We start from the raw sequence: 25945 nt of genomic DNA, 5'->3' as shown, positions 1-25945 counted from the left end.
CATGCGCGGGAGCGGCCTCGCCGGCTGGAACCCGCGGCGGCTGCGGCTCATGCTCGGCCTCTTCTTCGTTGCGCTCGCGATCCCGGCCGGTCTGCTCATTCACCAAGCCTTCGGACACCTGAAATGGGCGGCCTTCCGGCAGCACCAGTTGCTTGCCGAGGAGTTGGCCGCACGCATCGACGCACGTCTCCGGGACATCGTGAGTGCCGAAGAGGCACACGCCGTCGCGGACTACGGGTTTCTTGTCGCGACGAGGGACGGAGCGGGTACCGTCCCGCAGCGCTCGCCCCTCGCTCGGTACCCTGTGTCTACGGCGCTTCCGGGGCTCGTCGGTCATTTCCAGGTGGATGCCGCCGGCGCCATGACCACGCCTCTCGTGCCTCCACGTGGCGGCGATGCACCCGATCTCGGGATCGCTCCGGACGAGCTTGCCGGGCGCACGGCCCTGGAAGCGCGCATCCGCCGGATCCTCACGGACAACCGACTGGTCCAGACGGATCGAATCGAGGCCGACGCGATGCCCGAGGGTCCGATGCCCGGGGGTGGTCGCGACAAGGAGAGCGCCGGATCCGCCTTGAGTGCCCTGCAGAAAGCGACGCCCGAGGTGGAGCGGGCGCTGCCGCAGGCGGCATTCGACCGACTCTCCGAGATCGATGCCTCGCCGACGCGGGAGCAAAAGACGCAAGCGCGAAGCACACTCGGCCGCATCGAGGATCTGAATCTCGATGAGCGCTTTCAGCAGGCGGCACCGGCCGCGCCGCCGACCACCGAGGGTCTTCGTTCGCGCGAGCAGCAGGACGACAGTCAACCGGAGCAGGGCCTCGCGCCCAAGGAAGGCCGCGTTCCCGCTATGGCAGGTTCCGCGGCACCGGGGCCGGCCGGTATGCCCGAGCCGACGGCGGACGCTGCTGCACCTGCAGTCAATCTCTTCGAGACCGAGGTTGAGCCGTTTCGGATGAGCCTGCTCGACAGCGGGCATTTCGTGCTCTTTCGTCCTGTCCGGCAGGACGGCCAGCGCCTCATCCAAGGTGTGCTCATCGAGCAGAGGCCGTTCCTGGGCGTCGGCATCGAGGACGCTTTCCGGGAGACGCTTCTGTCGCAGACGACGGATTTGGTCGTCGCTTGGGACGGCGACGTTTTGGCCGCCTACCCGAGCCAAGCCTCGCGCGGCTACCTCTCGAGCGCCGACGAGCTGCGCGGCGCCTTGTTGCTGCGTACCCGCTTGTCCGCACCGCTCCAGGGCATGGAGCTGCTCTTCAGTGTCGGCCGTTTGCCGGCCGCCCCGGGTGCACACCTCTTGTATTGGCTTGCCGCGGCACTCGTCGTGATCCTCGTCGGCGGCATCTATCTCATCTATCGGCTCGGTCTGCGCCAGATCGCGCTCGCCCGCCAGCAGCAGGACTTCGTCTCGGCGGTAAGCCACGAGCTGAAGACCCCGCTGACCTCGATCCGCATGTACGGCGAGCTGCTGCGCGAAGGCTGGGTACCGGAGGAAAAGCGCACGACCTATTACGCCTATATCCACGACGAGAGCGAGCGCCTGTCGCGTCTGATCGACAACGTCCTGCAGCTCGCGCGCATGACGCGCAACGACCTGCGTCTGCACCTGCGAACGGTCTCGGCGGGCGAGCTGATGGAGTTGACCCGATCGAAGGTGACATCGCGGGTCGAGCGTGCGGGCTTTACGCTGGACATCGCTTGCGGCGCGCAGGCCGCAGCGGCCGTCGTCTCGGTCGATGAGGATGCCTTCACCCAGATCCTGATCAACCTTGTCGACAACGCCGTGAAGTTCTCGGCCGATGCCGAGCCGAAGCGGGTCGATATCGGTTGCCGGCTCGCGGATCGGGGCATGCTGGTCTTTTGGGTGCGCGACTACGGCCCCGGTGTGCCGCCGGCTCAGATGCGCAAGATCTTTCGCCTCTTCTATCGGATCGACGGTGGACTCGCGCGCGAGACGGCCGGGACCGGCATCGGCCTCGCGCTGGTGCGTCAGCTCGCCGAGGCGATGGGCGGCACCGTGGATGTCGTGAATCGAGAGCCGGGGGCGGAGCTGCGCCTGTGCGTTCCGGTCTCGACGGGCGCCACGACGGTCTCGGACGCGTAGGGCACGACCCCGAGACGGCGCAGACGGTGCGTCTGCACCGCGGCGTTGCGCTCCTTCGGGGTCAGATAATCCCGCGGGTTCTGCGTGATTGCCGGAACCGGGGCGGCCGTCGTCGTGATCCGGGTGCCGCTCTGGGTCCGGGCGAGGTCCCAATAGCCGAAGCTCGGTCTGACGCGGCCGAGCGTCAGCAATCGCACGATCCAGAAGACAGGCGCCCACAGGAGATTGGCCAGCGGCACCAGGGTGTTCGTGAGGTCGCGCGTGTGCGCGGCGGCGGTGTGGAAGACGACATAGGATGCCAAGAGACGCTCGAAGGCGTCGAAACGCGATTCCTGTAGATCGCGGGCCAGCTCGGACCAGCCGCCGCGCAGGACCTGGGGCATGTCCCCCAGCGGGTGCTCGCAGGCGCCGAGGCGAACGAATCGGTCGACCTTCGCTGCGGACACCGCGTTGTGGCCGACACCGACGACGAGCGCTCCGCCCCCCATGTTGCGCACACCTCGCGCTTGGCTGGAGGTCATGCAGACGGCGGCCTCCGCGCGCTCCCGGCCCGGCCAGCGACCGTCCGGCAGGCCCAGAAACAGCACCATGCCTCGCGTGATGCGATGGCCGTAGAGATGCAGCAGCTCGCCGGAGCGGGAATCCGCCGCGTGGATGCCGACGAACCCGGCGAACTCGTAGGCCAGCGAGAACAACTTGCTCACATACTGGGCGAGCAGATCCTTCACATAAGGCTCGTCGCCGATCACGAGGGTTCGCCCGACGAACACCCTATCCCACAGAGGCCGTCGCTGAAGCCCTCGCAAGAGCAAGGTAAAGAGCACCGCGGCGAAGAGGAAATAGGCGGTCTGCAGTCCCGCCAGGATCATCGCGCCGATCGGGTTGCCGAGGTCGACGACCGACCAGCCGACGGTGCTCTGCAGCAATGCGTCCCCGCCGAGCATGGGGTTCCAACCGAGCCAGAGCATCACGAAGAGGTGGACCGCCGTGGCGATGAACACCAGGGCGGGCTCCGTGAGGAGGCTGGCGAGATACCGACCTTCTCGTTTCAAACCGACCCGCTCCTCGGTCTCCACATCCCAGCCCTCGGTCGTTCGGCCGAAGATGGCCTCGGCGCGGCGGACGGTGAGCTGATCCAGGGCGTCGAGCTTGTCCAGATCGTCGTTGCGCACGGCAAAGCCGAAGGGGCAGACGGCGTCGTTGGAGCGGGTGACAACATCACGCGCCAACCGAAGCAGGAGCTGGGTCAGGGTGGCATGGGTCGCCGCCGCACTCACGGTGGCCGGCTCCGCGGTCCGCCATCCGGCACCGGTCGCGAACACGCGCTCCATCCAAGGGGCATCGGCCTTCATGCCTTGTCCCACGGCGGCCCCCATGAGTGTATCGATCTCTCCCGTCATGACGAACACGGCGCCGGCCTTGCCCGAGGTGTGGAGCGCCCGAATAAAGCGCACGGCGTCGAGAGTGTTGAAGGTTTGCCCGGAGTGGCTGATCGCGAGCGTGAGCGTGGTCGGGCCGACCTCATAGCGCTGCGGATCATCGCAGTAGCGCACTGCATCCACCGCTCGGGCATTCAGGTACGGGAAGATACGACGCAGATCCTCTACGAATCGCACACCGAGATAGAGGCTGTTCTCCACGCCGAGGACCAAGAGGTCCAACTCGGAATGCAGGCTCGGTAAGGCTTGGCCCTGCTGCTGCGCGGCCCAGTCCGATGCGCTGTCCAGAAAACACGTCGTAAAGGCATGCGCGGTGCGTCGGTTGCGCGACGCCGGATCGCCCCAGTCGCGTCGAATCCGCTCCAGGACCGAGGGGATGTCGGTCATCTCCCCCAGGACACGATCCCGGCCGGGTGGAGCCGATCTCGTCTCGAGATAGGGGTTATCGGAGACGGCGATCCATCCCTGCGGGTCCTCGGCCCGTGCGGAGTTGGCCAGCGCGCTCGGGGTGATCCGCTCGATCGTCGGTGCCTCGTGCCTGTGCCGATTCATCAGGGTGATGCTGTTGTCCGCCGTGTCTTCGCGCACCTGGAGCAGGACAAGATCGCCGTCGACGAGGTCGAAGCGGAAGGGCAGGGACGCCCCGTCCGGACTCGGCCCGCAGGCCACCGTCAGCGCGGCGGCCTCCGAGGCGTAGATCAGCATACCCGTCTCGGGATCGGCGCCGATGAAGAGGGGTTGACGCTCCGCGGCCAAGGCGACCGCGCCGGGCTGGAGGCTCGTCGTCATGACCAGGCCGAAGGTCCCTTCGGCCCGCTCCATGAAGAGCATCGTGGCCGTGTAGAGATCGTTGTGGAAGAAGGCATGCACGGCCCGTCCCACGATGCGCTGCCGGAACCGCTTTGCGTCGTCGGGCCAATCGCGTGTCACCGACAGGGATGCCTGCCGAAGCGCGTCGACCAGTCGCCGGGTGGCTTCGGCGTTGCGCGCGAACACCTCCGCCAACGAGGTGCAGCCGACTACGAGGGGGCGGGCGCAGTCATCCCGGTGGGCGACATCCAGGCCGACTGCCCAACGTGTAAAGACCTGATCGAAGATCGAGGTCAGCGCAACCAGATCCCGGCGTGGAAGCGCTCGGCCCGTCAGCATCGCATAGCCGAGCCGCAGGGAGGCATCCCAGCGTCCTTGGGTGAGCAGAAGATCGAGCATCCCGGCGATCTTCGGAGAATCGCCCCGCGCCGCGTTCGCTTCCCCCAAGACGCTGGTCAGCCACTCACCCAGAGCCGGATTGGAAACCCGGCCCCAAGGGGCGAGCCAGGCATCGAAGTCGCCGTTATGGGTGATGAGGTTCTCGACGACACGACGGCGGCAGAACAAGTCCTGTCCGTCCACGGACCACACCGCGGCGGTGCGTGGACGCGCCCAGCGGTGCCAGTGCGTCTCGATCTCGGCGGGGCAGCTCGAGGTACCGTAGCGATAGTGGCCGACGAGGTGAAGGATCTCCCGCATGGGCTTATGGCCGATCAGTCGCCGCAGGGCCGCGCGTCGACGAAAGGCGCGCAGCAGATCGCGGGTCAGGTCGCCTCGCTTGCCGTTGACGATCTTCCGGCCCACGAAGCGGCCGTTCGCGCCCAGCACGGCGATGCCGCCGGCCTGCTGTCCGCGGCTGTCCGTGGCCTGTCCCAGCCGCACGGTTAAACGCCTGAAGCGAGGCGGCAGGAAACCGCGCTCGCCCGGATCCCGTTTCGACAAGATACCGAAATTGCCGCAGAAGATGGCACGCCCTTGCCCCGAGATCAGCGTGAGGTAGTCTGTCCACGAGGTCAGAAGAATCCAAGCGTTGGCAACGGCGAGCAGGAGCAGGATCCACTGCGATGGGGTCGACGGGGGGGCAAGTGCGACGAGAGCGGCCGCCGACGCGCAAAGGGCAACCAGGCTCGCCGCAGGTCCGGCAAGGGCGATCCAGCGCCTTCGCGTCGGCGACAGACCGTCCAGAGCGAAACGCGGCGCCCGTGTCGGGCGACTCAGGCCGGGGATGAAGAGCGGACCGAAGGGGAGAAGACCGCACGGCGGCAGAGCGCGGGCATAGTCCAGGAATCGCCCGATCCCGGAGCGCCCCGCAGCGAGCGCATGACCCAGACCATGCAGCGCGATCGAGCCCATCAACGCCGTCCGAACGACGACGGGCATCACGAGGATCAGCCAAGGATCCATCCAGGCAGCGACGCCTCCTGCGACGAACGGGGCGGCGACCACCAGGGCCGTGGCGAGCTCGGGTAGAAGGCGGTCGAGGGCGTGACTAGCGGTCGAAGGTCGTCCGCAGGGTATTGCCCCGCTCGGCGCTTGCGCGACGGCATGTCCGGTGCCGAGGAGGCCATCGACTTGGCGGACGATCGAGATCACCGATGACCGACCCACTGAATGCTCGAGCTCCGTAGACGCCGCATCGGCGCCCGATCGACGATCCTTGGCTCGCATCCTGCAGTCGGGTCGGTTGTTGGACGGACCGTTCGGCCTTTGGTGCGACTGCGGCGGTACGTTGGACGGCATTCTGCTGCTCCTCCTCGGATTCGGCCCCGGGCGTTCTCCAGCTCGCGGCGGATCGCCCTGCGTTGGCGGCAACTGGTGAGGGGACTTTATTCTTCGGAATCAAGAGGCGGGGGTGCTGATGAACTCCAGGAGTGTGGACTATTCACGAGGACGTCGGGCGCGCAAGGCGGGCCGGCCGAACGATCATGCCGGATCCGGCGGTTGATCGCTCCGCCTGTGCTGTGCAGCACGAAACGCGGGGCAGGTTCTGCGGCCAATGCACTGGCGTGCAGTACGACGCGCAGACCCTCGTATCGCATATCGCAGCACTGTATGGAACAAGTCGTCGACGAGGGCGTCGTCGCGCTGCCGGGCGAGATCCGGGCATGCCGAACAGGCACAGGGCCGACGTTCAGCGTGAAGGGTTTGTCGACCACCACATGCTTGCCCGCCGCGAGCGCCTCGGCCGCCAGGGGGTGATGTGTTGCGTTCGGGGCCGCCAGGTCGATGGCCGCAAGACGCAGCCCGAGGACCGCTACGATCAGAGGCGCGTGGAAGGTCGCGCCGGCGTAGCCGAAACCGATGCCCGGTGAGTCTTCGGGGATGGTTGTGTCGGTGCCCGTGGGTACTATTTTATGGCGGGAGAGACCGGAAGAAACCGCGTCGGATGGCTCAGGGGGCGTTTTGGCGCCCATGGCGCATAACTCCGCCGACGTGACTTATCACACATCAATGTCTTTCGGAGGACTGGATGGAGACCCTTCGCTACAACTATGCTCAGCGACTCCTGCATTGGCTGATTGCCCTGCTGGTTTTGGGCTTACTGGCCGTCGGCTCCTTGTTGGGAACCCTCGGGTTCGACGGGCTCAAGGATCTGGTCGGGTTGGAGATGACCAATCAACTCTACGGATACCATAAGACATTCGGTATCCTGCTGCTGATCCTTATGATCTTGCGCTTTGCACTGAAGAGGCTTTTCCGGTCTCCGGCCTATCAACCCCCGTTGACCGGCTTCGAGCGTGCGGCCAGTTTGACCGTGCATACGCTCATTTATGTCGCCCTGATTCTGATGCCGGTTTTGGGCTGGCTGGGCACGGCGACCGGCGGTTTTCCGGTGCAGTTCTTCAACCTCAACCTACCCGGCCTGGTCCCCGAGAATAAGGAGCTGAGCAAGACCCTGTTCCAGCTTCACGGGATTGTCGGTTGGGTGATTCTGTGCTTGATCCTGATTCACGTCTCTGCCGCGGTTTATCACTGGCGGATCAAACGTGACGGTGTGATGAAACGCATGAGTCTATTCTGATGCTCTACTCGGAACGCGGTGTCGATGCATTCGGAGATTGTCCGACGATCGGGTCGGCTCCTCCTGCCTGCAGCTGAGCGGGTCTTTGCTCGGGATCGTCGAGGATCAGGTGTTTCGGGTTCTTGTCGCTAAGGTTCTTTTCGCGCTATATTCCCCGGCTTCGCCTTTGAGCAGAGGCGGTTTCCCTAGCGGAGGAACCGCCTTTTTTGTTTTTCGGAGACGCAGCGGGGTCTGCCGCAATGACCGAACCCTTGATGGCCACCTATAAGCGTTTGCCGGTCGCCTTTGCGCGCGGCGAGGGCGTTTGGCTGTGGGATACGGAAGGCCGGCGTTATCTCGATGCGCTTTCGGGCATCGCCGTGTGCGGGCTCGGGCATGCGCACCCGGCGGTTCGCGATGCGATCTGCGAGCAGGCCGGGCTGTTGGTGCACACCTCGAACCTGTACCGGATTACCGAGCAGGAGCGCCTCGGCGCGATGCTGACCGAGATGTCCGGCATGGATCGGGTCTTCTTCGGCAACTCCGGTGCGGAGGCCAACGAGGCCGCGATCAAGATCGCGCGTCTGCATGCTCACCGGCGCGGGGTCGAGAATCCCGCGATCCTGGTCGCCGAGAACAGCTTCCACGGGCGCACCCTCGCCACCCTGTCGGCGACCGGCAATCGCAAGGTCCAAGCCGGCTTCGAGCCGCTCGTGCAGGGCTTCGTGCGGGTTCCTTACGACGACGTCGAGGCGATCGAGACCGCTGCGGCGAATCGTCCGAACATCGTGGCCATTCTGGTCGAGCCGATCCAGGGCGAGGGCGGCATCCGGATCCCGGCGCCGGACTACGGGCAGCGTCTGCGCGAGTTGTGCGATCGGCACGGCTGGCTCTTGATTTGCGACGAGATCCAGACCGGAATGGGGCGCACCGGGCGGTGGTTCGGGCATGAGCACGGCGGGACCCTCCCCGACGTGGTCACCCTGGCCAAGGGCCTCGCCAACGGGGTGCCGATCGGCGCTTGTCTTGCCCGCGGGGCGGCGGCCGAGGTCTTCGGACCGGGCTCGCACGGCTCGACCTTCGGGGGCAACCCGCTGGTTTGCCGGGCAGCGCGTGCCGTGCTCGAGACGATTGTTGCCGAGGACCTGATCGCCAATGCGGCCGAGCAAGGTGCCTATCTGCTCGACGGTTTCCGCACCGCCTTGAACGACGTGCCGGGCGTGGTCGAGGTGCGGGGGCGGGGTTTGATGCTGGGGATCGAGCTGGATCGCCCCTGCGCCGATCTGGTCGGACAGGCGCTTGAGGCCGGCCTGCTGATCAACGTGACGGCGGAGCGCGTTATCCGGCTTCTGCCGCCACTGATCCTGGCCCGTTCCGAGGCCGACCACCTTCTCGAAGGGCTGACGACCCTGGTCAAGCGCTGGCTGAGCGATGCCTGAGCAACGCCCCGCGGGAGAGACGATGTCCATGGATGCCGATCAGACACACTGCCGACACTTTCTGTCCCTGCTCGATCTGAGTGCCGAAGAGGCCCGCGGATTGATCGCGCGAGGCACCGAGCTCAAGCGAATGTTGAAATCCGGCGAGGATTATCGGCCGTTCCCGAACCGTACCCTGGCGATGATCTTCGAGAAATCCTCGACCCGCACCCGGGTGTCCTTCGAGGTCGGCATGGTTCAGCTCGGCGGTCACGCCTTGTTCCTCTCGCCGCGCGACACCCAACTGGGTCGCGGCGAGCCGATCGAGGACAGTGCGCGGGTGCTCTCGCGGATGGTCGACGCGGTCATGATCCGGACCTTCGATCACGACATCGTCGAGCGTTTCGCAGCGAATTCCCGCGTCCCCGTCATCAACGGCCTGACCGACCGTCTGCATCCCTGTCAGCTGCTGGCCGACATGCAGACCTATTACGAGCATCGCGGCGATATCCGCGGTCGACGCGTCACCTGGATCGGCGACGGCAACAACATGTGCCACTCCTTCATGGAGGCGGCACAGGTGTTCGATTTCGAGCTGAGGATTGCCTGTCCGGAAGGGTTCGATCCGGATCCCGATCTGCTCGCCGCGGTCCAAGGGCGTTGCAGCATTCTGCGCGATCCGCAGGAGGCCGCCGAGGGGGCGGATCTGGTCGTGACCGATGTCTGGGCCAGCATGGGCCAGGAAGAGGAGCAGGCGAAACGCGAGGCCCTGTTCGCGCCCTTCCAGGTGGATGAGGCCGTCATGTCGCGGACCGCGCCCGACGCACTCTTCATGCATTGTTTGCCGGCACATCGGGGCGAAGAGGTGGCCGCCTCCGTCATCGACGGCCCCAGATCCGTGGTCTGGGATGAAGCCGAAAACCGGCTCCACGCCCAAAAAGCGCTGCTGGAATTTCTCCTGCTGCCTTGAGGATGACAGGCGCCGGGCCCTGGTGTAACTTGCCGTTTTCGCTGGCCCGACGCGACCGCTCGGCACGGTCGCGAGACTGCTCACGTTCGACCTACGCCTCGCCGAGGATGCCCCGTGAGACGTTCCGCGCTCCTCTTCGTCCTGCTCCTGAGCATCCACTCCGCGCAGATCCCGCCGGTATGCGCCGCGATGCGCTATGTGACGGACTCCCTCGAGGTCACCTTGCGCACGGGCGAGAGCAACCGCTATCGCATCATCCGCATGCTGCCGAGCGGTACGCCGGTGGACGTCGTCAGCGTGAACAAGGCGACCGAATACGCGCGCGTGCGTACCGAGGACGGGACCGTCGGTTATGTGCTCGAGCGTGAGCTGCAGGACGAGCCTGCCGCGCGCAACCGTGTCATCGAGCTCGAGAAGCGCTTGGTTGAGCTGCAGGGCGAGCCGGACACGCTGGCCGCGAGGCTCGGGGCGCTGCAGGCGGCGTACGACCGGCTCGATAACGACTTCCAGGTCGTGCAGCGCGAGAAGGTGCGGCTCGAACAGGAGCTGGCCACCATTCGCCATGCCTCGACCAATATCCTCGACATCACCAGCGACCGAGAGCGTCTGCGCATCCAGGTGAGCGAGCTCACGCGCGAGCGCGCCGACCTCGAGCAGGCCAACCGCGACCTCGGCAACCGCACCAGCCAGCGCTGGTTCATGATCGGCGCCGGCGTCATCCTCATCGGCGTGCTGATCGGCTTGTTCTTGCCGCACCTGAGCTTCCGTCGTCGGCGCGGTTCTTGGGGGTCGCTCTGAAGCCCCGGGCGCTCGGGGCCCGGTCAGCGCTCGAGCCGGCCTGTGCTAGACTCCCGGCCAAGATGAGCCTGATGCTTCGATCCGCCTGATGAGGTGTTTTCGCTCCGATGAGCGGTGTTGCGTCCGGAGCTGCGAACGGCGGACTCGAGCAGGCCTCATCGAACCGACGATGCCGCCCGGGATCGACGACCCGGCTCGATCCCATCCGTGCGATGCGCTTCCAACTCCGAAGGGGTTTCAATGTTAAGAGAGTGGTCCGATATCTACAGCATCGGGATCGAGGAGATCGACCGACAGCATCAAGGCTTCTTCGCCGCGTCGCATGAGCTCTACGAAGCGATCCTGGACCGCGAGGCCAAGACCGGCGTGATCGATGCCGTTGTCTTCATGCGGAGCTACGCGGAGACCCACTTCTCCACCGAAGAAGACTTCATGCGCAGGCACGACTATCCGGATCTCGACGCGCACCTCAGACAGCATGTCGCCTTCATGCGGCGCTTGGATGAGCTGGAGAACGATCTGCGGACGTTCGGTCCCGGTCAGGAGCTCGCGGATCGGGCCTTGGAGATGACCCAGGATTGGTTGATCGATCATATCGCCGACGAGGATGTCCTCTACGCCCTGCATGTGAAGGCGGGCGAGCTCGGCGACCATCCGGCCCGGCATCGGGAGCAACCGACGGTCGGAGATCGGTAACGCCGGGTCCGGCAGCAGGGGGCGTTTCGGTCCCGCCGCTGCCGCCCGTCGATTCCTGCCGAATCAGGCCCGCCCCGCCGACCTGTTCGGATCGAGCCGCCCCGATCGAGCCACCCCGGTGACCCGGAAAGCACGGCGCCGACGGAGCTGCCCGGGCGATCGGTCAGGATGCCTTATCGGCACCGTCCGCGGCAGCCGCTTCAGGAGCTGGCGTCTGCGGTGCTGCCGCTTTCGCTTTCCCCGTGCTGCGGCAGTGGCTTGTGACCTCGATTCCGTCTTTTCGTGTATAACCAGCCTGCCAGCGGCATGCCTCCGTAGTCCCGCATACCGCTTCTTCCAGGCCCTTGCATGCGGACGCGGCGAAGACCGGGGCGCTGAGCGCGAGGGTGATCGTGGCTGTGGAAAGAGCAAAGGCCGAGAGAGCGCGAATCGTCGTGGGTCGCATGTAGGCTGATCCTCGTTTGCGGTTTGGTGATGGCACGCCGCGAATGTAAACGGATCGTGCTCTCGGACGATAAAACCAAATCGTACACAAAGCAAGGATTTTTGGGCGAAGGCGTGGGCGATCGCAGGCCGGCTCATCCCGACCGGATCCGTCGCGCGGATGCCTGTCGAGCTTTAGGCGCTCCAGCGATCGAGGAGCGAGCGGATCCGCGCGATGGCGTCGGGTATCGCCGCCTCGACCGCGGGTGTCAGCCGGTCGCCCCAGCCGACGAATCCGGGCTCGATGCCGATCAGGGCGCGCTTGAGGGGAAGCGTGTCGGTGAGGCGTGCGATGTCCATCAGGTCGGAGAGACTAACCTCGTGGACGGTCTTGGCATTGACGCTGAGCTGGCGATCCATCGCCTCGCCCTCGAAGACCCGGACGCTGCCGGGCGGTTCGCCCATCGCGGCCGCATCGACGACGATCAGTCGCGGACAGTCCCCGATCGGCAGGGCGAGCGTGAAGCTCAGGGTGCCGCCGTCGATGAACACGAGGGGTGCGTCCGGATCGCTCTCCTGCTCAAGTTGGCGAACGACCTCCGCGCCGACCGCCTCGTCGGTCATGAGGACATTGCCGAGGCCGAGGATGAGTGTAGTTGGTTGCACGGCGGTGGGCCTTCTCGGGCTGATGAGGGGTGATCGTACGATCGTTTGATCTGAGTCCTTGCGGGTGCTCGCGGTGCGGCTTAGCCTGCCTTGCCATGATCGACTTCCCTTGGGGGCTTGTCCATGTGTCTTGGTATCCCGATGCAGATCCAGTCCGTCGACGGCTTCGTGGCCCGTTGCACGGCGAAGGGCGCGGAGCGCGAGGTCAATCTCTTCATGCTCCAGGACGAGACGATCGGCGTCGGCGACTATGTCGTGGTCCATCTGGGCCATGCGATCAGTCGGATGAGCGAGGACGAGGCGGCCGCGGCTTGGGAGATCTATGACGCGATCCTCGCGGCGCAGGACGGCGATCGGGTCGAGGTTTGACCGACGGGCGGGGTGCCCGAGCGGACGCCCCGGCCGCCGTGTAGGCTCAGCCCAAGAATGTCTCGGCCAGCGCGTACTGATGCTCGGCCTCGGATGTCTCGGGCGCGTCGTCCTCCTCGATCAGTGTGCAGTTGACGGCCATGCGGGCCTGCATGGCGGCCTTCCATGCGCGGTTCTGCTTCTCGGTCAGGAGCGCATCGGGCGTCAGGGCTGCCGCGGCGGAGGCGGCGACGAAATGGTCGGCTTGGGCCAGCCAATCGGTGTCTTTGCCGCAGTCGGTGTAGGTCTTGGTTGCGTACGCCTTGGCGGCCTTGAAGGCGTCTTCCAGCTCGCCCGAGGCGGCTTGTTCGCGCATCCCGGTTTCGATGGCGCGGTTGACCCGCTCGTCTTTGCTCAACTGCATGACGTGATGGGCGAAGCGGGAGCCGAGAATGCGTTGTTGCTGCGCGTCGAGTCCGTTGAGGGCATCGCGCAGCGCGTGGTCGTTGTTGATCTTGGGCATCGGGAAGCTCCTCGGCCTGTGAGTGGGCCGGCCGGGTGGCCTGCCGGCTCGGCGAAGATTGGTCGGCGTGCCGACCGACATCGTTCTCGGATCATCCGGCGCATCCGGCCTGGGTGTCGCGTCGAGGTGCTGCCGGGATCAGCGGTTCCCCATATCACCAAATTCCAATATAGACTGCATTGACTTGCATCACTCCGTCGGAGCCTATGAACCGTACCGTCTTCTTTGTCTCAGAGAGCACCGGCATCACCGCCGAGACGCTCGGCCACAGCCTGCTGTCGCAGTTCGACACCATCGACTTCGAGCAGGTCTATATGCCTTACATCAACACCGACCTGCGCGCCAAGGCATTGACGCAGCGGATGCAGGAGGCTGCAGACCGCGACGGGGTGCGCCCGATCGTCTTCGCCACCATGCTCAACAACGAGATCCGGGCGATCCTGGAGAGCGGCAACTGCTACTACGTCGAGCTCTTCGAGGGCTTCGTCGAGCCGCTTTCCGTGGAGCTGGGCGTTCCGCCGAGCCGAAAATCCGGGCGAAGCCACGCCATCACCAAGCCGAGCTACTACACCAAGCGGATCGAGGCGATCAATTTCGCCATGGCCAACGACGACGGGATACGGCCGGACAATTTTCATCGCGCCGATGTTGTCCTGATCGGTGTCTCGCGCTCGGGAAAAACGCCGACCTGTCTGTATCTTGCCATGCACTACGGTCTGCGCTCGGCCAACTATCCGGTCACCGAAGAGGACTTCGAGCGCGGGGATGTCCCTCAGCTGGTGTGGGATTGTCGCCACAAGCTCTTCGCGCTCACCATCGATCCGCAGCGCCTGCAATTGATTCGTGAAGAGCGCCGCCCCGGCAGTGGTTACGCATCTCTGGAGCGTTGTCAGGAGGACATCCGGATGGCGACTCAGATCTACAAGCGACTCCAGATCCCGGTGCTCAATACCACCAGTCAGTCGATCGAGGAGATCTCCTCGCACATCATCAAGGCGCTGCGCGGGAGCGGGGAGCGCTGAGCCGAGCAGGCCGCGGCTCGGGGCGATTCCCGCTCCCGGCGTCCCCGCGGTGGTTGCGGCGACGGATTCCCGCACCCATAATGCGTCGGTTTTTGCCGCTCGCGGGCGGCCGACTTGCGGATAGGACGATAGAGCGATGAAGATCGGAATTCCCTTGGAGTCCGCCCCCGGCGAGACCCGCGTGGCCTCCATCCCGGAAGTGGTCAAGAAGCTGATCGGTAAGGGTTTCGAGGTGATGGTCGAGGCAGGCGCCGGGGTGCGTGCCGGCTACCCCGACGGCGAGTACGCTGCGGCGGGCGCGCAGCTGACCGACCGCGCCGGCGCTTTCGACGTGGACCTCTTGCTGAAGGTGCGTCGCCCCGATGCTGCGGACGTCGAGGCTGTGCGCCCGGGCGGCCTTTATGTCGGTCTGCTGGAGAGTTGCGGGGAAGACGAGATCCTCTCGGCCATGCTCGCCAAAGGGGTCCGGGTCCTCGGGATGGAGCGGATGCCGCGCACCTCGCGCGCCCAGTCCATGGATGCCCTGTCCTCGCAGAGCAATATCGCCGGTTATCGCGCGACCCTCGAGGCGGCGGCCCGCTACGGCCGTTTCCTGCCCATGATGATGACCTCCGCGGGTTCCGCGAAGCCGGCCCGGCTGGTCGTTTTGGGCGTGGGTGTCGCGGGGCTTCAGGCGATCGCCACCGCGCGCCGACTCGGCGCCGATGTTTACGCCTACGACGTGCGCCCCGAGACCCAAGAGCAGATCCGCTCCCTGGGCGCCAAGCCGATCGAGCTGGACCTGGGTGAAAGCGGCTCGGGCGAAGGCGGTTATGCCAAAGAGCTCTCCGAGGAGGCGAAGGCCAAGCAGCAAGCCGCCTTGAGCGACCAGCTTGCCAAGGCCCACGTCATCATCACCACGGCCCTGATCCCTTGTCGCCCGGCCCCGGTCCTGGTGACGGAGGAGGTCGTCAAACGCATGCGTCCGGGCTCGGTCATCGTCGATCTGGCCGCGGCCAACGGCGGCAACTGCCCCCTGACGGTCGCGGGCGAGATCGTCGAGCGCCACGGCGTGACCATCGTCGGTCTGACCAACTTCCCCGCCTTGGTGCCGGCGGACGCGAGCGCCTTCTACGCCCGCAACCTCGCCAATCTGATCGAGATCATGTTCACCCCGAGCGAGTCCGGCCCCGTCCTCAAGGACCTCGCCGAGGACGACATCACGGCCGCCATGCTGGTGAAGCCCTCGACCTGAGATCGATCCGAGACATCGGGCCGCAAAGACAGCTTTGCGGTCCGAACGCGTTTTCTGCGATGACTGACCAGGGATCATCGGCGACGCGCCCATGATCACCGTCCAACCGGAGTTACCCCTATGCCCGAGGCACTCGATCCCTCGCTCGTTGCCCTCTATGTCTTTGTTCTGGCCTGCTTCATCGGCTACTGGGTGGTCTGGGGCGTCACGCCCTCGCTGCACACCCCGCTGGTGGCGCTCACCAACGCCATCTCGGGTATCGTCCTGGTCGGCGCCCTGCTCGTCGCCGGCGATCCCGAGGCGGGGCTCTTCACCCAGATCATCGGCTTCATCGCCGTGCTCCTGGCGTCCATCAATGTCTTCGGCGGCTTCCTGGTGACACACCGGATGCTCTCGATGTTCAAGAAGAAAAAGTAAGGACAGGCCGTCATGACGCTTTCCGTGAATCTCCAGGCGGTGGCCTATCTGGTCTCCGCCGTACTCTTTATCCTGGCCCTCAAGGGCTTGACCCATCCGGCATCGGCCCGGCGCGGCAACCTCTACGGCATGCTCGGCATGCTGATCGCCGTCGTCGCGACCCTGATGGGCGATCAGGTCCAGTCCTATGGATTCATCATCGTCGGCATGACGCTGGGCGCCGTCATCGGCGTCATCGTGGCCCTGCGCATCCAGATGACCGCCATGCCGCAGTTGGTGGCGGCCCTGCACAGTTTCGTCGGTATGGCGGCGGTCATGGTCGCCATCGGGACCTTCCTCACCAAGCGCGGCGCGGGCGAGCTGAACGCGCTGCTGATGGGCGAGATCTCCGCGGGGGTGGTCATCGGTGCCATCACCTTCACCGGCTCGGTCATCGCCTTCGGCAAGCTGCAAGGTCTGTTGAGCGGCAGTCCGGTCAAGTTCAAGGGCCAGCATCTGCTCAATGCGCTGCTGGGGATCGCAACCCTCGCCCTGGCCGTGCATTTCGCCATGACCGGCAGCTTGATCTCGCTGACCCTCATGACCCTGCTCGCCTTCACCCTCGGCGTGACCCTGATCATCCCGATCGGCGGTGCGGACATGCCGGTCATCATCTCGATGCTCAACAGCTATTCGGGTTGGGCTGCGGCCGCGACCGGCTTTACCTTGCACAACAACCTGCTGATCATCGTCGGTGCCTTGGTCGGCTGCTCGGGCGCGATCCTCTCCTACATCATGTGCAAGGCGATGAACCGCTCGATCCTCAACGTCGTCTTCGGCGGTTTCGGCTCGGACAGCGGCGGCGAGGACAGCGCGGGTGCGGTCGCAGCCGGCAAGGGCGTGAAGTCGGCCGCGGTCGAGGATGCCGTCTACTGGATGGAGGACGCCAACCGCGTCATCATCATCCCGGGCTACGGCATGGCCGTTGCGCAAGCGCAGCATGCGCTGAAGGAGCTGATGGAGCTGCTGGAGGCACGCGGCGTCGAGGTGAAGTTCGGAATCCATCCGGTCGCCGGCCGCATGCCCGGGCACATGAACGTGCTGCTCGCCGAGGCCGACATCCCCTACGATCGCGTGCTCGAGATGGACGAGATCAACCCCGACTTTCCGAGCACCGACGTGGTGCTGGTCGTCGGCGCGAACGACGTCGTCAATCCCGCGGCGAAGGAAGACAAGACCAGTCCCATCTACGGCATGCCCATCCTGGAGGCCGGCCGCGCGCGTCAGGTCTACTTCCTCAAGCGCTCCATGCGTCCGGGTTATTCGGGCGTCGACAACCTGCTCTTCTACCAGGAGAACACCTCGCTGGTCTTCGGCGATGCGAAAGACACCATCGAGGGCATGAACAGCGCGCTGAAGGGCGGCGGGCACTGAGCCTGAGCCGGCCGCCCCGCACGGGATGCGGGGCCGGCTTTCCGGGCGTCTCGTTCCCGGCTAGACTCGAACGAGGCTCGACCGCGGCGCGTGTCGGCAAGCGCGGTCGAGAACGAGGGGGATTTAGTGGAAGCCAGACGACTCCGAACGATCGACGATCTCCTGGCCTGGCCGGGAGACGAGCGCGTCGAGTTGATCGATGGCGACATCGTTCAGCGCCCGATGGCGCGCTTCGAGCATGGTCTTGCGCAATCTGCGCTGTCCGACGAGATCCAGGTTTTCAAGCGTCACGGCGGTCCGGACGGCTGGTGGATCGTCACCGAGATCAGTGTCCAATACAGCGAGCACCAGTGCCCGAGCCACGATCTCGCGGGATGGCGCAAGGCGCGGGTCCCGCAGCGCCCGAGCGGCGTCATGACATTGGTCCCCGACTGGGTCTGCGAGATCCTCTCGCCCGGTCACGAGCGTAAGGACCTGGTCCATCATCTGATGCTGCTCCAGCGTGCCGGTGTCCCGCACTACTGGATCATCTCCCCGGAAGATCGGACCCTCATCGCCTATGCGCTCGACGCCGGCGGCTATCGCGTCATCTTCTCCGCTGAATACCCGCTCGGTACGGTACCCGGACGCGTCCGGGTGCCGCCGTTCGATGCCGTCGAGATCGATCTGGGCTATGTGTTCGGCAGCGCGGGATAGGCGCCGACTCAAGGAGAGCGGGGAGGGGCACCGCGTCGTTTCGGTTCTCTCGATACGCGAACGCGGATGCCCCGGATAGTCGACTGCAAGTCGACTATCCGGGGGGCTCGCCGCTCGGCGACGATTGCCTGTATCGCCCGGCCTCACCAGGTGAGATTCAACTCCGCTCGGACGAAATAGGATTCGTCGCGCCGGTTCTCGGCGTAATAGTCACCGGGCCAGAGGTATTCGGCGACCAAGTGCCCGGCGACGTGCTTGCTGAGCTTGGTCTTGACCCAGACGGCGGCGAGATGTCCGCGGAAGCGACTTTCTCCGCTGAGGTTGACCAACTGCGCCGGGGTGCGCGTGGTCATCTCGTCGGCCCAGAGTGCGTGATAATCGACCGTGACCAAGGTGGTCGGATGGGCTTGGATGCCCCAGCCGAGATTCAGACGACTCAGGTTCGTCGCCTCGCCGACGCGGCTCTCCAACGGCCACTGGTAGATCATGAGCTCGCTCCACTGCGGCCAGCGGCCCCAGAGCGGGTCGAAGGCTTGGGTGCCGTTGCTGTCGGGGTCGTTGCCGGAGAGAAACTCGTAGCCGAGATGAAACCGATTGGCGAGCGGATCATTAAGGTTGTAGGTGGCGCGTCCGTTGAAACCGAGTGCATCCAGATCTGCGTTGTTGCGGGTGCCCCACTGGTAGGCGCCCTCGGCGCGCAGCGCCCATTGCGGGGTCGGCTTGGACTCGGCGCGCATGCCGACCGTGTAGGCGACGCCTGAATCGGGCGGGGATGGAAAGGGCGCACCGTTGTTGACCCGAATGTTGCCCGGCGTATTGTCCGGCGTGCTGCTTTTGTAGATCAGATAGGCGTCGAGGTCCGTCGCCTTGACCAGGCTCTTGTTGCGGGCGTAGAGGATGGCGCCTGTCTCGTATTGCTCGATCTGATCCTCGATCACGCCGTTCAGCGGGCTCGGGAAGCGGCCCGTGTCGGCGTCCTGATTCAGATAAATGAGGTCGAGCGTGGTCCCGATGGACTCCAGGTTGTAGGTTGCGCGGGCCGCATCGAAATAGATGGTCCGCGAGCCGTCGAGCGGCGTGCCTTCGAGCACCAGCCAGCCGTTGCCGAGGATGATCTCTTGGCGGCCGAGCTTGACCGAGAGCGGCGAGCCGGCGATGTCGTTGAAGGTGACATCGAGCAGATCGAAGAAGAGTCCGCCGCTGTACCAGGTCTCGAAACCCGGCACCGGCCATTGATTCTCCTTGGGCTTGTTGTAGTGACGGCCTTCCCACATGAGCCGCGCGGTCCCGACGATATGGTCGGTCGGTGCGTAGATCCCCCAAATGCGCCCGCGATACCGCTGAAAGGTCCGGTCGGCGGTCGGGCTTTGGTCGTTCAGGCCGACATTGCCGATGAAGACCTGGCGCAGCCGCAGATCCGCGCCCGGCTTGAAGCTTGAGGCCGCGTCGGCCTCCTGAGTGCCGGCCGAGGCGCCTGCGGACAATAGCGCCGCGGCAAGTGCTGCCAGCCATGTCGATGAGCGTTTAGAAGTCATCGTCCACCTTCTTCTCGTCAAGCGCCCAGAGACGGTCCTCGGGTGTCACCTCGTCGCGCGCCGCGTTGCGACGCACGAGCCCGTAGATAATGCCGATCACGGCCATCGAGACGGCGCCGAGATAGGCCATAAGGACATACGGATCATCGATACCCAGCATCCCATGCGCTCCTGAATTGAATTGCGTCTGAGGCTACGGTTGATTCCCGGTGCAAATGGGTTCCATCGGCGGCACCAAAGAAATCCTAGCCGACGCAATTCAAGTAAAATAGAAAATACTTAAACCGCGTCTGCGCCAAGATCCATTGATGGCGCCAAGGCAGCAGCAATCTATAATCATCTCATATGCCTCCGAGACGCGGTTTAACGCGGCTTAATCGGGGAAACACCGTCGCAAATGCGCCTTATCCGGCGGTCGCGTGACCGCACTGACCAGGATCAAGGTCAACAGGGAGGCCGGCAGCGCGATGATGATCGGATCTACCGACGGCCAATTGGGATAATCGGCGAGCAAGCTGGTCTTGCCGTCGGTGACCAGCTGCACCAGCCCGATGGCGCTGGCCTCGCGGGCCTTGATGAAGGCCAGCCAGAAGAGAGAGACGCTCATGCCGACGGTCATGGAGGCCAGCGCCCCCGCACGGGTCACGCGCTTGGAGACGAGCCCGCCGATGTAGGCGGGCAGGAAGCTTGCCGCGCAGAGTCCGAAGAAGATTGCCGTGAAGCGGGCGATGACGTATTCCTGCCGCACGGTATAGCTGATGGTCACGGCAATGATGAGTCCGATCATGATGGCGAGGCGCATCACCAGGATGCTCGGCTCGCGTTGATGTCCCTTGTCCGAGATGCGCTCGTAGAGGTCGCGCCCGGCCGCCGTGCCGATGGTGTGGAACTGGCTCGACATGGTGCTCATGGCGGCGGCGAGCAGGGCGAGGAAGAAGATGACGCCGAACCAATGGGGCATCGCCGCCATGATGAAGGCCGGGATGATCTTGTCGGCGTCGCCCTTGGTGTAGGTCGCGGCGATGGAGCGGCCGGCGACCAGCTCGAAGGTCGCGCCGTCGCCGTCTTGTGCCGAGGTGCGCTCGCCGATGATCATGGGCGCGCGAACCGGCGCTTGCGTCTTGGGGTTGAGGATCGCCGTCCAGGCCCCGGATTCGCCCTGCTGCATCAGCTCGACCAGGGCGCGATCCTTCTCCGCATCGATCACCTCGACGACCTTGCCCTGAAGGAGCGGGCCGTTCTGTGCGAACCAGGCGTTCGAGAGGCTCCCCACGACGAAGGGTGTCCCGACCATGAGCAGAATGAAGACGGCGCCGATCGGCACCGCCCGGTCGAGCTCGCGACGGCTGCGCACCGTCATGAAGCGCACGACGAGCTGGGGTTGAGCGAGCACGCCGATTCCCACGCCGAGCACCAACGCGGTGATCACGGTCCACCAGAGGTCGTAGGTGGGCGCGCCCCAGCCGAATGCGGGCATCGCGGTCCAGCCCTGATGCCCCATCTGCGCGAGCGGTGCGGGGACCATATCCGCCATGTCGGTGAGGGTTTGGTGGGCCTCGGTGATGCCGCCGAGGCTCATGTAGGTAAAGATCAGCAGAAAGATCATGGCAAAGACCATGACGAAGCCCTGAAGCGTATCGGTATACATCACCGCCTTGATCCCGCCTGGGATGACGTAGGCGGCGGTGATGAGCGCGAAGATCAGGAGCGCGACCTCGAAATCGATCCCGAACTGGGTGGCCGCGAAGATGCTGCCCCCGGTCATGACCGCGGCCGCATAGAGCGGCATGAAGAGAAAAATGAGCGCACCGGCGAAGATCTGGATCCCGCGACTCTGGTAACGTCGACCGAGCAGCTCCGGAAAGGTGTGGGCGCCGAGATGATGACCGAGTCGCCGCGTGGGCTCTCCCAGGAAGATAAAGGCGATCAGGATCCCGAACCCGATATTGAGCACGGTGAGCCACAGCAGACTCATGCCGAAGAGCCCGGCCACGCCGCCGAAGCCGACGATGGCGGCGGTCGAGATGAAGGTGGCCCCGTAGGAGACCGCCATGATGATCGGGTGGGCCGAACGCCCGCCGACCAGGAAGTCCGCTGCCGAGCGGGTGCCGCGATAGCCGAGCCAGCCGAGATAGCCGGTCGCGAAGAGGTAGGCCAGAATGACGACGATGTCGACCCAGCCTACGGAAGAATGCCCCGTCATGAATGCCCCTCAGGATCCCGAAGTAGTCGTTGTTGTCTTGTCAGGACGCGCGGGGGCGAAAAATAACCCGGACCTTCGTATTGTTATATAGATCCAGCGCAGTTAAACGGCCGTTTCTGACCCACTCATGACCAATCGATGACCTAGTCGATGACCAGGAGAGCCCGTTCGTGGAGAGTTTCAAAGTCGTTCGCCCCGAGTTTCTGAACCATTACGGCTATCTGTTCGGGGGGTTTTTGCTGAAGTGGGTCGACGAGATCGCCTGGATCGCGGCCAGTCGCGACCATCCCGGCTGCCGCTTCGTCACCATCGCGATGGACCGCGTGGAGTTTCATCGCAGCGTGAAGCAGGGCGCGGTGCTGCGCTTCGACGCGATCGAGAGCTGTCGAGGCAACACTTCGATCAGCTACTCGGTGCACGTCTTCGCCGATGATCTGACCACCGGCAACGAGGAGCCGATCTTCACCACCTGCATCACCTTCGTACGGGTCGACGAGCAGGGACGGAAGATCCCCTTGTCGCCGTCCGGTACCTGAAAGGTCTCGCGGGCGGCCGTCTCCTCACTGCGGGCGGTCCTCGTGCAGGTAGGGCAAGATGGCGTCCCGAATCTCGTCGGACAGGCCCGCAGCGGGCGAGCCGTCGCGATTGATCCGGAGATGGACCGTCTTCGCCGTTGCGGCGAGTGTGCCGTCGTGCGTTTCGAAGCGATAAGTCACGGCGAAGGAGCGGGCGCGGATCTCGTCGATCGCCAGCACGACCTGAACCCGATCACCCTGGCACAGCGGTCGGTGATAGTCTGCCTCGGCGTGCACCAGCGGCAGCAGGATCTCGCCCTCGCGGATGAGGCGATCGAGCGGGAGGCCGACGTGAGCCATGAAGGCCTCGTAGGCATCGTGCGCATGACGGAAGAGGTGGCCGAAAAAGAGCCGTCCGGCCGCGTCCGTGTCGTGCAGGCGGACGCTGAAGGCATAGGCGAAATGGCGTGGATCCATGTCTGACTCCGGAGGCTGGCGGCGATGATCGATCTTAACGTGGACCCGATGAAGGCGCGTCCGTTCGTGCTCGCGGCGCTGATGCTGCTCGCGCCGGTCGGCGTGCCGGCGAGCGAGAACGCGAGCCCGCCGGGCGTGAATCCGTTTGTCGAGTCCAGGCCAGCCGAACCCACCCACCTTGACCCCTCCGCCTTCTCGGATGTCCCGATCCCGGCGGGTCGGGTCGACGCCGCAGTGGCGCAGCTCGACGCGATGGCCGAGGCGGCGCTGGCGACGACCGGTGTGCCGGGTATGGCGATCGCGGTGGTCCATCGTGATCGCGTCGTCTACCTTAAAGGCTTCGGTCGACGCAGCCTGGACGGCGAGGCGCGCGTCGATGCCGAGACGGTCTTTCAACTGGCCTCCTTGTCGAAACCGGTTGCGGCGACGGTGGTCGCGGCCGCGGTCGATCGGTCCATGATTGCCTGGGACGACCCTATCGTCCGCCATCTGCCCGATTTCGCCTTGAGCGATCCGGCGATTACCTTGCGGGTGACTATCGCGGATCTCTTCGCCCACCGCAGCGGGCTTCCCGACCATGCCGGCGACCTCTTGGAGGACATGGGATACGGGCGCGCGGAGATCCTATCGCGCCTACGTTTTTATCCCTTGGCGCCTTTCAGGGCCAGCTATGCCTATACCAACTTCGGATTGACCGCCGCGGCCGAGGCGGTCGCGCGCGCTGCGGGCACGCCCTGGGATGACCTGAGCCGCGACCTGCTCTACGGTCCGCTCGGGATGACCTCGACCAGCTCGCGTTTCGCGGACTTCGCGGCAGCCCCCAATCATGCGATCGGACACATCCGCCGTGACGGCCTCTGGATGGTGACGCCCGAGGTCCGACAGCCCGATGCCCAGTCGCCCGCGGGCGGCGTGAGCAGCTCCGTGACCGATATGGCGCAGTGGATGCGGCTCCTTCTGGCTGAAGGGGCGCTCGACGGCAAGGCGGTCATCGGCTCGGAGGCGCTGGCACGGATCCACTCGCCGAATCTGATGAGCTCTCCTTTGCGCGGGCCGAGCAGCCGCCCGAGCTTCTACGGACTGGGTCTCGGGGTCGGTGTAGACAGTGCAGGCCGTGTCCGCTGGTCTCACTCCGGTGCCTTTCTGCTGGGTGCTGCGACAACGCTCGCCATGCTCCCCTCGGAGTCTCTCGGGATCCTGATCCTCACCAACGGGCAACCCGTCGGTGCGCCCGAGGGAATTGCCGCGAGCTTTCTCGAACTGGTGGAGACCGGCGAGGTCCGGCACGACTGGTCGGCGCTCTACCGCGGCGCGATGGCGGGGTTCTATCAGGTGCACACCCAGTTCGGCGAGGCCCCGGCCACACCCGCTCCGGCACGTCCGCTCGACGCCTATGTCGGCCACTACGCCAACGACCTCTACGGACCGGCTGTCGTGGAAGCGACCGAAGCCGGATTGGTCCTGCGGCTCGGCCCGAGTCCGACGGGGCTTTTGCTGAGCCATTTCGACGGCGACGCCTTCACCTTCCGGCCCATCGGCGAGAACGGGCTCGGTATCAGCGGCGCGGTCTTCGCGTTCGAGGGCGACCGGGCCGTGTTCCTGCAAGTCGAATATCTGGACGAGGAGGGGCTGGGGACGTTCAGGCGCTAAACCGCGTTTCGAGCGATTTGCCTTGTCGCGTATTGATCGTGGGGTTGGCGCAACCGGCGAACCTCCCGGGACGCGGTTGAGGTGACAGATCGTTCTTGTCGGTCGGCTTGGGCGGGTTGCGGGCGCACGATCTCCGACTTGCCGACGCGCGAGTGCCTGCGACATGATTGGAGCACGATCAGATTCGAGGAACCGCAGTGAGATTGGTCGTCATTCAATCGCTCGTCGTCCTGACCGGCTGCGTCGGAATCCTCTGTGCACCATCCCTGTTTGCTCAAACCAAGGGCGATCCGGAGATCGGTGCCGGAATCGCGGCGCGGGTCTGTGTGGCCTGTCATGCCCGGGATGGCACCAGCCCCATGCCCAATACGCCGCGGCTGGCCGGCCAACACGCGGCCTATCTCGTGAAGCAGATGAAGGACTATCGCGAGGGCCGGCGCACCAGCGAGGTGATGGGCAACTTCATCGGCGGACTGACCGACGAGGAGATCCCGCATGTCGCTGCTTACTATGCCGCTCAGGAGGTGATCCCGGGCGTGGTGACCGATCCTTCATTGCTGGAGTTCGGCAGACGCGTTTACGACGACGGCAATCCGGGCAGCGGCATACCGGCCTGCTCCGGGTGCCACGGCGACGAGGGCGAGGGCACGCGTCGCTTCCCGCGGCTCACCGGTCAGGACGTCGGCTACACCCTCGAGCAGATGCGCCGTTATGCCGCCGGCGAGCGGACCAACGACCGAGGACTCATGCAGACCGTGGCGGATCGCATGAGCGAGGCCGAAACACTGGCCGTGGCCCAATACATCGCTAGCCTGATGGTCCTCGACACGGAGGAGGAATGAACGACATGATCATCCGTCTCGTCTGCCTCGGAGCGCTCGCGCTGGCGGCCGGCAGTGCGTCCGCATCTCCGCCGGCGCAACCCCATGCCCCCGGTATCGAGTCGCCCGGCTATGTTTGGAACGCCCCCAACGAGGAGCAGATGATCGCATTGGCCCATCGCGGCGACTCCGAGAACGGCGAGGAGGCCTACGCCGTCTGTCGCGGCTGTCATCAGGCCGATGGCTCGGGTCGCGGCGACGCCATCTATCCGCAGTTGGCCGGCCAACATGCGAGTGTTCTCATCAAGCAGATGATCGACGTGCGCGCCGGGCGTCGCGACAACCCCAAGATGCACCCCTTCGTCGCCGAGTGGGTCGTGTCGTCCGAAGAGGTTGCCGACATCGCCGCCTATCTCTCGCAGCTGCCGATTCCGGCGACCAATCTCAAAGGCGACGGCACGGACCTGGCGCGCGGTGAGGCGCTCTACGAGAAGGACTGCGCGACCTGTCATGGCGCGCAGGGCGAGGGCGATGCCGCGGAGTTTTACCCCCGCGTCGCGCATCAGCACTACAGCTATCTCGACCATGAGTCCAAGCTGATTCGCGACGGCGGACGGCGAAACGCGAATCCCGAGATGGTGAAGGCGATCAAGGGGTACAGCGACGCGGATATCGCGGCGGTCAGCGACTACATGTCCCGCTTACCGATTGAATCGCGCCCGGAGTGATTGGTGGGTAGGGGCGACTTAAGTCGCCCCTCGTACCC

General features: G+C 65.2%; 24 protein-coding genes. 16 read left to right on the top strand and 8 right to left on the bottom strand.

Annotation, left to right across the window (positions count from 1 at the left end):
- Position 1 precedes the first annotated feature (1 nt).
- Complete coding sequence (locus tag BLV04_RS12015; RefSeq protein ID WP_093032092.1) at positions 2-2104, top strand: sensor histidine kinase; 2103 nt, start codon at positions 2-4, stop codon at positions 2102-2104.
- Here BLV04_RS12015 and BLV04_RS24435 read toward each other — a convergent pair.
- Positions 1990-5946, bottom strand: coding sequence for a zinc metalloprotease (locus tag BLV04_RS24435; RefSeq protein WP_217633693.1), 3957 nt, complete (start codon positions 5944-5946; stop codon positions 1990-1992). The genes BLV04_RS12015 and BLV04_RS24435 overlap by 115 nt on opposite strands.
- A 233-nt stretch (positions 5947-6179) precedes the next feature.
- On the bottom strand, positions 6180-6767 hold the full coding sequence (locus BLV04_RS24430; protein WP_139191919.1) for a Gfo/Idh/MocA family oxidoreductase: 588 nt from the start codon (positions 6765-6767) through the stop codon (positions 6180-6182).
- A 56-nt stretch (positions 6768-6823) separates the two neighbouring features.
- On the opposite strand from BLV04_RS24430, the gene BLV04_RS12005 reads away from it, so the two are divergent.
- The 5 genes from BLV04_RS12005 (at position 6824) to BLV04_RS11985 (ending at position 11236) form a co-directional block, all read left to right on the top strand.
- Positions 6824-7375 (top strand): cytochrome b, encoded by a 552-nt coding sequence (locus tag BLV04_RS12005; protein ID WP_093032089.1) that lies wholly within the window; start codon positions 6824-6826, stop codon positions 7373-7375.
- Between the two features lie 239 nt (positions 7376-7614).
- Positions 7615-8793, top strand: coding sequence for an aspartate aminotransferase family protein (locus BLV04_RS12000; RefSeq protein WP_093032086.1), 1179 nt, complete (start codon positions 7615-7617; stop codon positions 8791-8793).
- A gap of 28 nt (positions 8794-8821) precedes the next feature.
- The gene (gene argF / locus BLV04_RS11995) at positions 8822-9742 is read left to right on the top strand and encodes an ornithine carbamoyltransferase (protein ID WP_093032083.1); all 921 of its coding nucleotides are present in this window, start codon (positions 8822-8824) and stop codon (positions 9740-9742) included.
- 114 nt (positions 9743-9856) lie between these two features.
- On the top strand, positions 9857-10540 hold the full coding sequence (locus tag BLV04_RS11990; RefSeq protein ID WP_093032080.1) for a TIGR04211 family SH3 domain-containing protein: 684 nt from the start codon (positions 9857-9859) through the stop codon (positions 10538-10540).
- 240 nt (positions 10541-10780) lie between these two features.
- Positions 10781-11236 carry a bacteriohemerythrin gene (locus BLV04_RS11985; RefSeq protein WP_093032077.1) on the top strand — a complete coding sequence of 152 codons (456 nt, stop codon included), beginning with the start codon at positions 10781-10783 and terminating at the stop codon, positions 11234-11236.
- A gap of 618 nt (positions 11237-11854) precedes the next feature.
- Here BLV04_RS11985 and BLV04_RS11980 read toward each other — a convergent pair.
- Complete coding sequence (locus BLV04_RS11980) at positions 11855-12325, bottom strand: HyaD/HybD family hydrogenase maturation endopeptidase (protein WP_093032074.1); 471 nt, start codon at positions 12323-12325, stop codon at positions 11855-11857.
- Positions 12326-12448: 123 nt separating this feature from the next.
- Here BLV04_RS11980 and BLV04_RS11975 point away from each other — a divergent pair, with 123 nt between their 5' ends.
- Positions 12449-12694: a HypC/HybG/HupF family hydrogenase formation chaperone gene (locus BLV04_RS11975; protein ID WP_093032071.1), complete on the top strand. Its 246-nt coding sequence runs from the start codon at positions 12449-12451 to the stop codon at positions 12692-12694.
- Positions 12695-12740: 46 nt separating this feature from the next.
- On the opposite strand, the gene BLV04_RS11970 is transcribed toward BLV04_RS11975, so the two are convergent.
- Positions 12741-13196 carry a hypothetical protein gene (locus BLV04_RS11970; protein ID WP_093032068.1) on the bottom strand — a complete coding sequence of 152 codons (456 nt, stop codon included), beginning with the start codon at positions 13194-13196 and terminating at the stop codon, positions 12741-12743.
- Positions 13197-13402: 206 nt separating this feature from the next.
- Between BLV04_RS11970 and ppsR the strand changes: the two genes are divergently transcribed.
- The 5 genes from ppsR (at position 13403) to BLV04_RS11945 (ending at position 17978) form a co-directional block, all read left to right on the top strand.
- Complete coding sequence (gene ppsR / locus BLV04_RS11965) at positions 13403-14218, top strand: posphoenolpyruvate synthetase regulatory kinase/phosphorylase PpsR (protein WP_093032065.1); 816 nt, start codon at positions 13403-13405, stop codon at positions 14216-14218.
- A gap of 136 nt (positions 14219-14354) precedes the next feature.
- Positions 14355-15452, top strand: a complete 1098-nt coding sequence (locus tag BLV04_RS11960) for a Re/Si-specific NAD(P)(+) transhydrogenase subunit alpha (protein ID WP_093032062.1) — start codon at positions 14355-14357, stop codon at positions 15450-15452.
- A 120-nt stretch (positions 15453-15572) separates the two neighbouring features.
- Positions 15573-15869 carry a proton-translocating transhydrogenase family protein gene (locus BLV04_RS11955; RefSeq protein WP_093032059.1) on the top strand — a complete coding sequence of 99 codons (297 nt, stop codon included), beginning with the start codon at positions 15573-15575 and terminating at the stop codon, positions 15867-15869.
- A 12-nt stretch (positions 15870-15881) separates the two neighbouring features.
- Positions 15882-17282, top strand: a complete 1401-nt coding sequence (locus tag BLV04_RS11950) for an NAD(P)(+) transhydrogenase (Re/Si-specific) subunit beta (protein WP_093032055.1) — start codon at positions 15882-15884, stop codon at positions 17280-17282.
- Positions 17283-17408: 126 nt separating this feature from the next.
- Positions 17409-17978, top strand: a complete 570-nt coding sequence (locus BLV04_RS11945) for a Uma2 family endonuclease (protein ID WP_093032052.1) — start codon at positions 17409-17411, stop codon at positions 17976-17978.
- A 143-nt stretch (positions 17979-18121) separates the two neighbouring features.
- On the opposite strand, the gene BLV04_RS11940 is transcribed toward BLV04_RS11945, so the two are convergent.
- From BLV04_RS11940 to BLV04_RS11935, 3 genes are all read right to left on the bottom strand, one after another.
- Positions 18122-19513: an alginate export family protein gene (locus BLV04_RS11940; RefSeq protein ID WP_093032048.1), complete on the bottom strand. Its 1392-nt coding sequence runs from the start codon at positions 19511-19513 to the stop codon at positions 18122-18124.
- Positions 19503-19673 (bottom strand): symporter small accessory protein, encoded by a 171-nt coding sequence (locus BLV04_RS24950; RefSeq protein ID WP_175534606.1) that lies wholly within the window; start codon positions 19671-19673, stop codon positions 19503-19505. Before BLV04_RS24950 ends, BLV04_RS11940 begins: the two co-directional genes overlap by 11 nt.
- A gap of 213 nt (positions 19674-19886) precedes the next feature.
- On the bottom strand, positions 19887-21716 hold the full coding sequence (locus tag BLV04_RS11935) for a sodium:solute symporter family protein (protein WP_093032044.1): 1830 nt from the start codon (positions 21714-21716) through the stop codon (positions 19887-19889).
- A gap of 170 nt (positions 21717-21886) precedes the next feature.
- Here BLV04_RS11935 and BLV04_RS11930 point away from each other — a divergent pair, with 170 nt between their 5' ends.
- Entirely contained in the window at positions 21887-22252 is a 366-nt protein-coding gene (locus tag BLV04_RS11930; protein WP_093032041.1) for an acyl-CoA thioesterase, read from the top strand.
- Between the two features lie 24 nt (positions 22253-22276).
- On the opposite strand, the gene BLV04_RS11925 is transcribed toward BLV04_RS11930, so the two are convergent.
- On the bottom strand, positions 22277-22708 hold the full coding sequence (locus BLV04_RS11925; RefSeq protein WP_093032038.1) for an acyl-CoA thioesterase: 432 nt from the start codon (positions 22706-22708) through the stop codon (positions 22277-22279).
- A 24-nt stretch (positions 22709-22732) separates the two neighbouring features.
- Here BLV04_RS11925 and BLV04_RS11920 point away from each other — a divergent pair, with 24 nt between their 5' ends.
- From BLV04_RS11920 to BLV04_RS11910, 3 genes are all read left to right on the top strand, one after another.
- Complete coding sequence (locus BLV04_RS11920; RefSeq protein ID WP_093032035.1) at positions 22733-24358, top strand: serine hydrolase; 1626 nt, start codon at positions 22733-22735, stop codon at positions 24356-24358.
- Between the two features lie 197 nt (positions 24359-24555).
- The gene (locus BLV04_RS11915) at positions 24556-25200 is read left to right on the top strand and encodes a c-type cytochrome (RefSeq protein ID WP_093032031.1); all 645 of its coding nucleotides are present in this window, start codon (positions 24556-24558) and stop codon (positions 25198-25200) included.
- Positions 25197-25907, top strand: a complete 711-nt coding sequence (locus BLV04_RS11910) for a c-type cytochrome (protein WP_245731862.1) — start codon at positions 25197-25199, stop codon at positions 25905-25907. The genes BLV04_RS11915 and BLV04_RS11910 overlap by 4 nt, the downstream gene beginning before the upstream one ends.
- Positions 25908-25945 lie beyond the last annotated feature (38 nt).

It is taken from the genome of Thiocapsa roseopersicina (genome assembly GCF_900106925.1).
Taxonomy (GTDB): domain Bacteria; phylum Pseudomonadota; class Gammaproteobacteria; order Chromatiales; family Chromatiaceae; genus Thiocapsa; species Thiocapsa roseopersicina.
This window is presented reverse-complemented; position numbering and strand designations above follow the sequence as displayed.

Excerpts from the sequence above, each read along its gene's own strand:
- BLV04_RS12015 (WP_093032092.1), top strand. The coding sequence starts at position 2 with ATGCGCGGGAGCGGCCTCGCCGGCTGGAACCCGCGGCGGCTGCGGCTC.
- BLV04_RS11925 (WP_093032038.1), bottom strand. The coding sequence starts at position 22,708 with ATGGATCCACGCCATTTCGCCTATGCCTTCAGCGTCCGCCTGCACGAC.
- ppsR (WP_093032065.1), top strand. The coding sequence starts at position 13,403 with ATGAACCGTACCGTCTTCTTTGTCTCAGAGAGCACCGGCATCACCGCC.
- BLV04_RS11970 (WP_093032068.1), bottom strand. The coding sequence starts at position 13,196 with ATGCCCAAGATCAACAACGACCACGCGCTGCGCGATGCCCTCAACGGA.
- BLV04_RS11955 (WP_093032059.1), top strand. The coding sequence starts at position 15,573 with ATGCCCGAGGCACTCGATCCCTCGCTCGTTGCCCTCTATGTCTTTGTT.
- BLV04_RS11960 (WP_093032062.1), top strand. The coding sequence starts at position 14,355 with ATGAAGATCGGAATTCCCTTGGAGTCCGCCCCCGGCGAGACCCGCGTG.
- BLV04_RS24950 (WP_175534606.1), bottom strand. The coding sequence starts at position 19,673 with ATGCTGGGTATCGATGATCCGTATGTCCTTATGGCCTATCTCGGCGCC.
- BLV04_RS11975 (WP_093032071.1), top strand. The coding sequence starts at position 12,449 with ATGTGTCTTGGTATCCCGATGCAGATCCAGTCCGTCGACGGCTTCGTG.
- BLV04_RS11985 (WP_093032077.1), top strand. The coding sequence starts at position 10,781 with ATGTTAAGAGAGTGGTCCGATATCTACAGCATCGGGATCGAGGAGATC.
- BLV04_RS24430 (WP_139191919.1), bottom strand. The coding sequence starts at position 6,767 with ATGGGCGCCAAAACGCCCCCTGAGCCATCCGACGCGGTTTCTTCCGGT.
- BLV04_RS11910 (WP_245731862.1), top strand. The coding sequence starts at position 25,197 with ATGAACGACATGATCATCCGTCTCGTCTGCCTCGGAGCGCTCGCGCTG.
- BLV04_RS11950 (WP_093032055.1), top strand. The coding sequence starts at position 15,882 with ATGACGCTTTCCGTGAATCTCCAGGCGGTGGCCTATCTGGTCTCCGCC.
- argF (WP_093032083.1), top strand. The coding sequence starts at position 8,822 with ATGGATGCCGATCAGACACACTGCCGACACTTTCTGTCCCTGCTCGAT.
- BLV04_RS11935 (WP_093032044.1), bottom strand. The coding sequence starts at position 21,716 with ATGACGGGGCATTCTTCCGTAGGCTGGGTCGACATCGTCGTCATTCTG.
- BLV04_RS11940 (WP_093032048.1), bottom strand. The coding sequence starts at position 19,513 with ATGACTTCTAAACGCTCATCGACATGGCTGGCAGCACTTGCCGCGGCG.
- BLV04_RS12005 (WP_093032089.1), top strand. The coding sequence starts at position 6,824 with ATGGAGACCCTTCGCTACAACTATGCTCAGCGACTCCTGCATTGGCTG.
- BLV04_RS11920 (WP_093032035.1), top strand. The coding sequence starts at position 22,733 with ATGATCGATCTTAACGTGGACCCGATGAAGGCGCGTCCGTTCGTGCTC.
- BLV04_RS12000 (WP_093032086.1), top strand. The coding sequence starts at position 7,615 with ATGACCGAACCCTTGATGGCCACCTATAAGCGTTTGCCGGTCGCCTTT.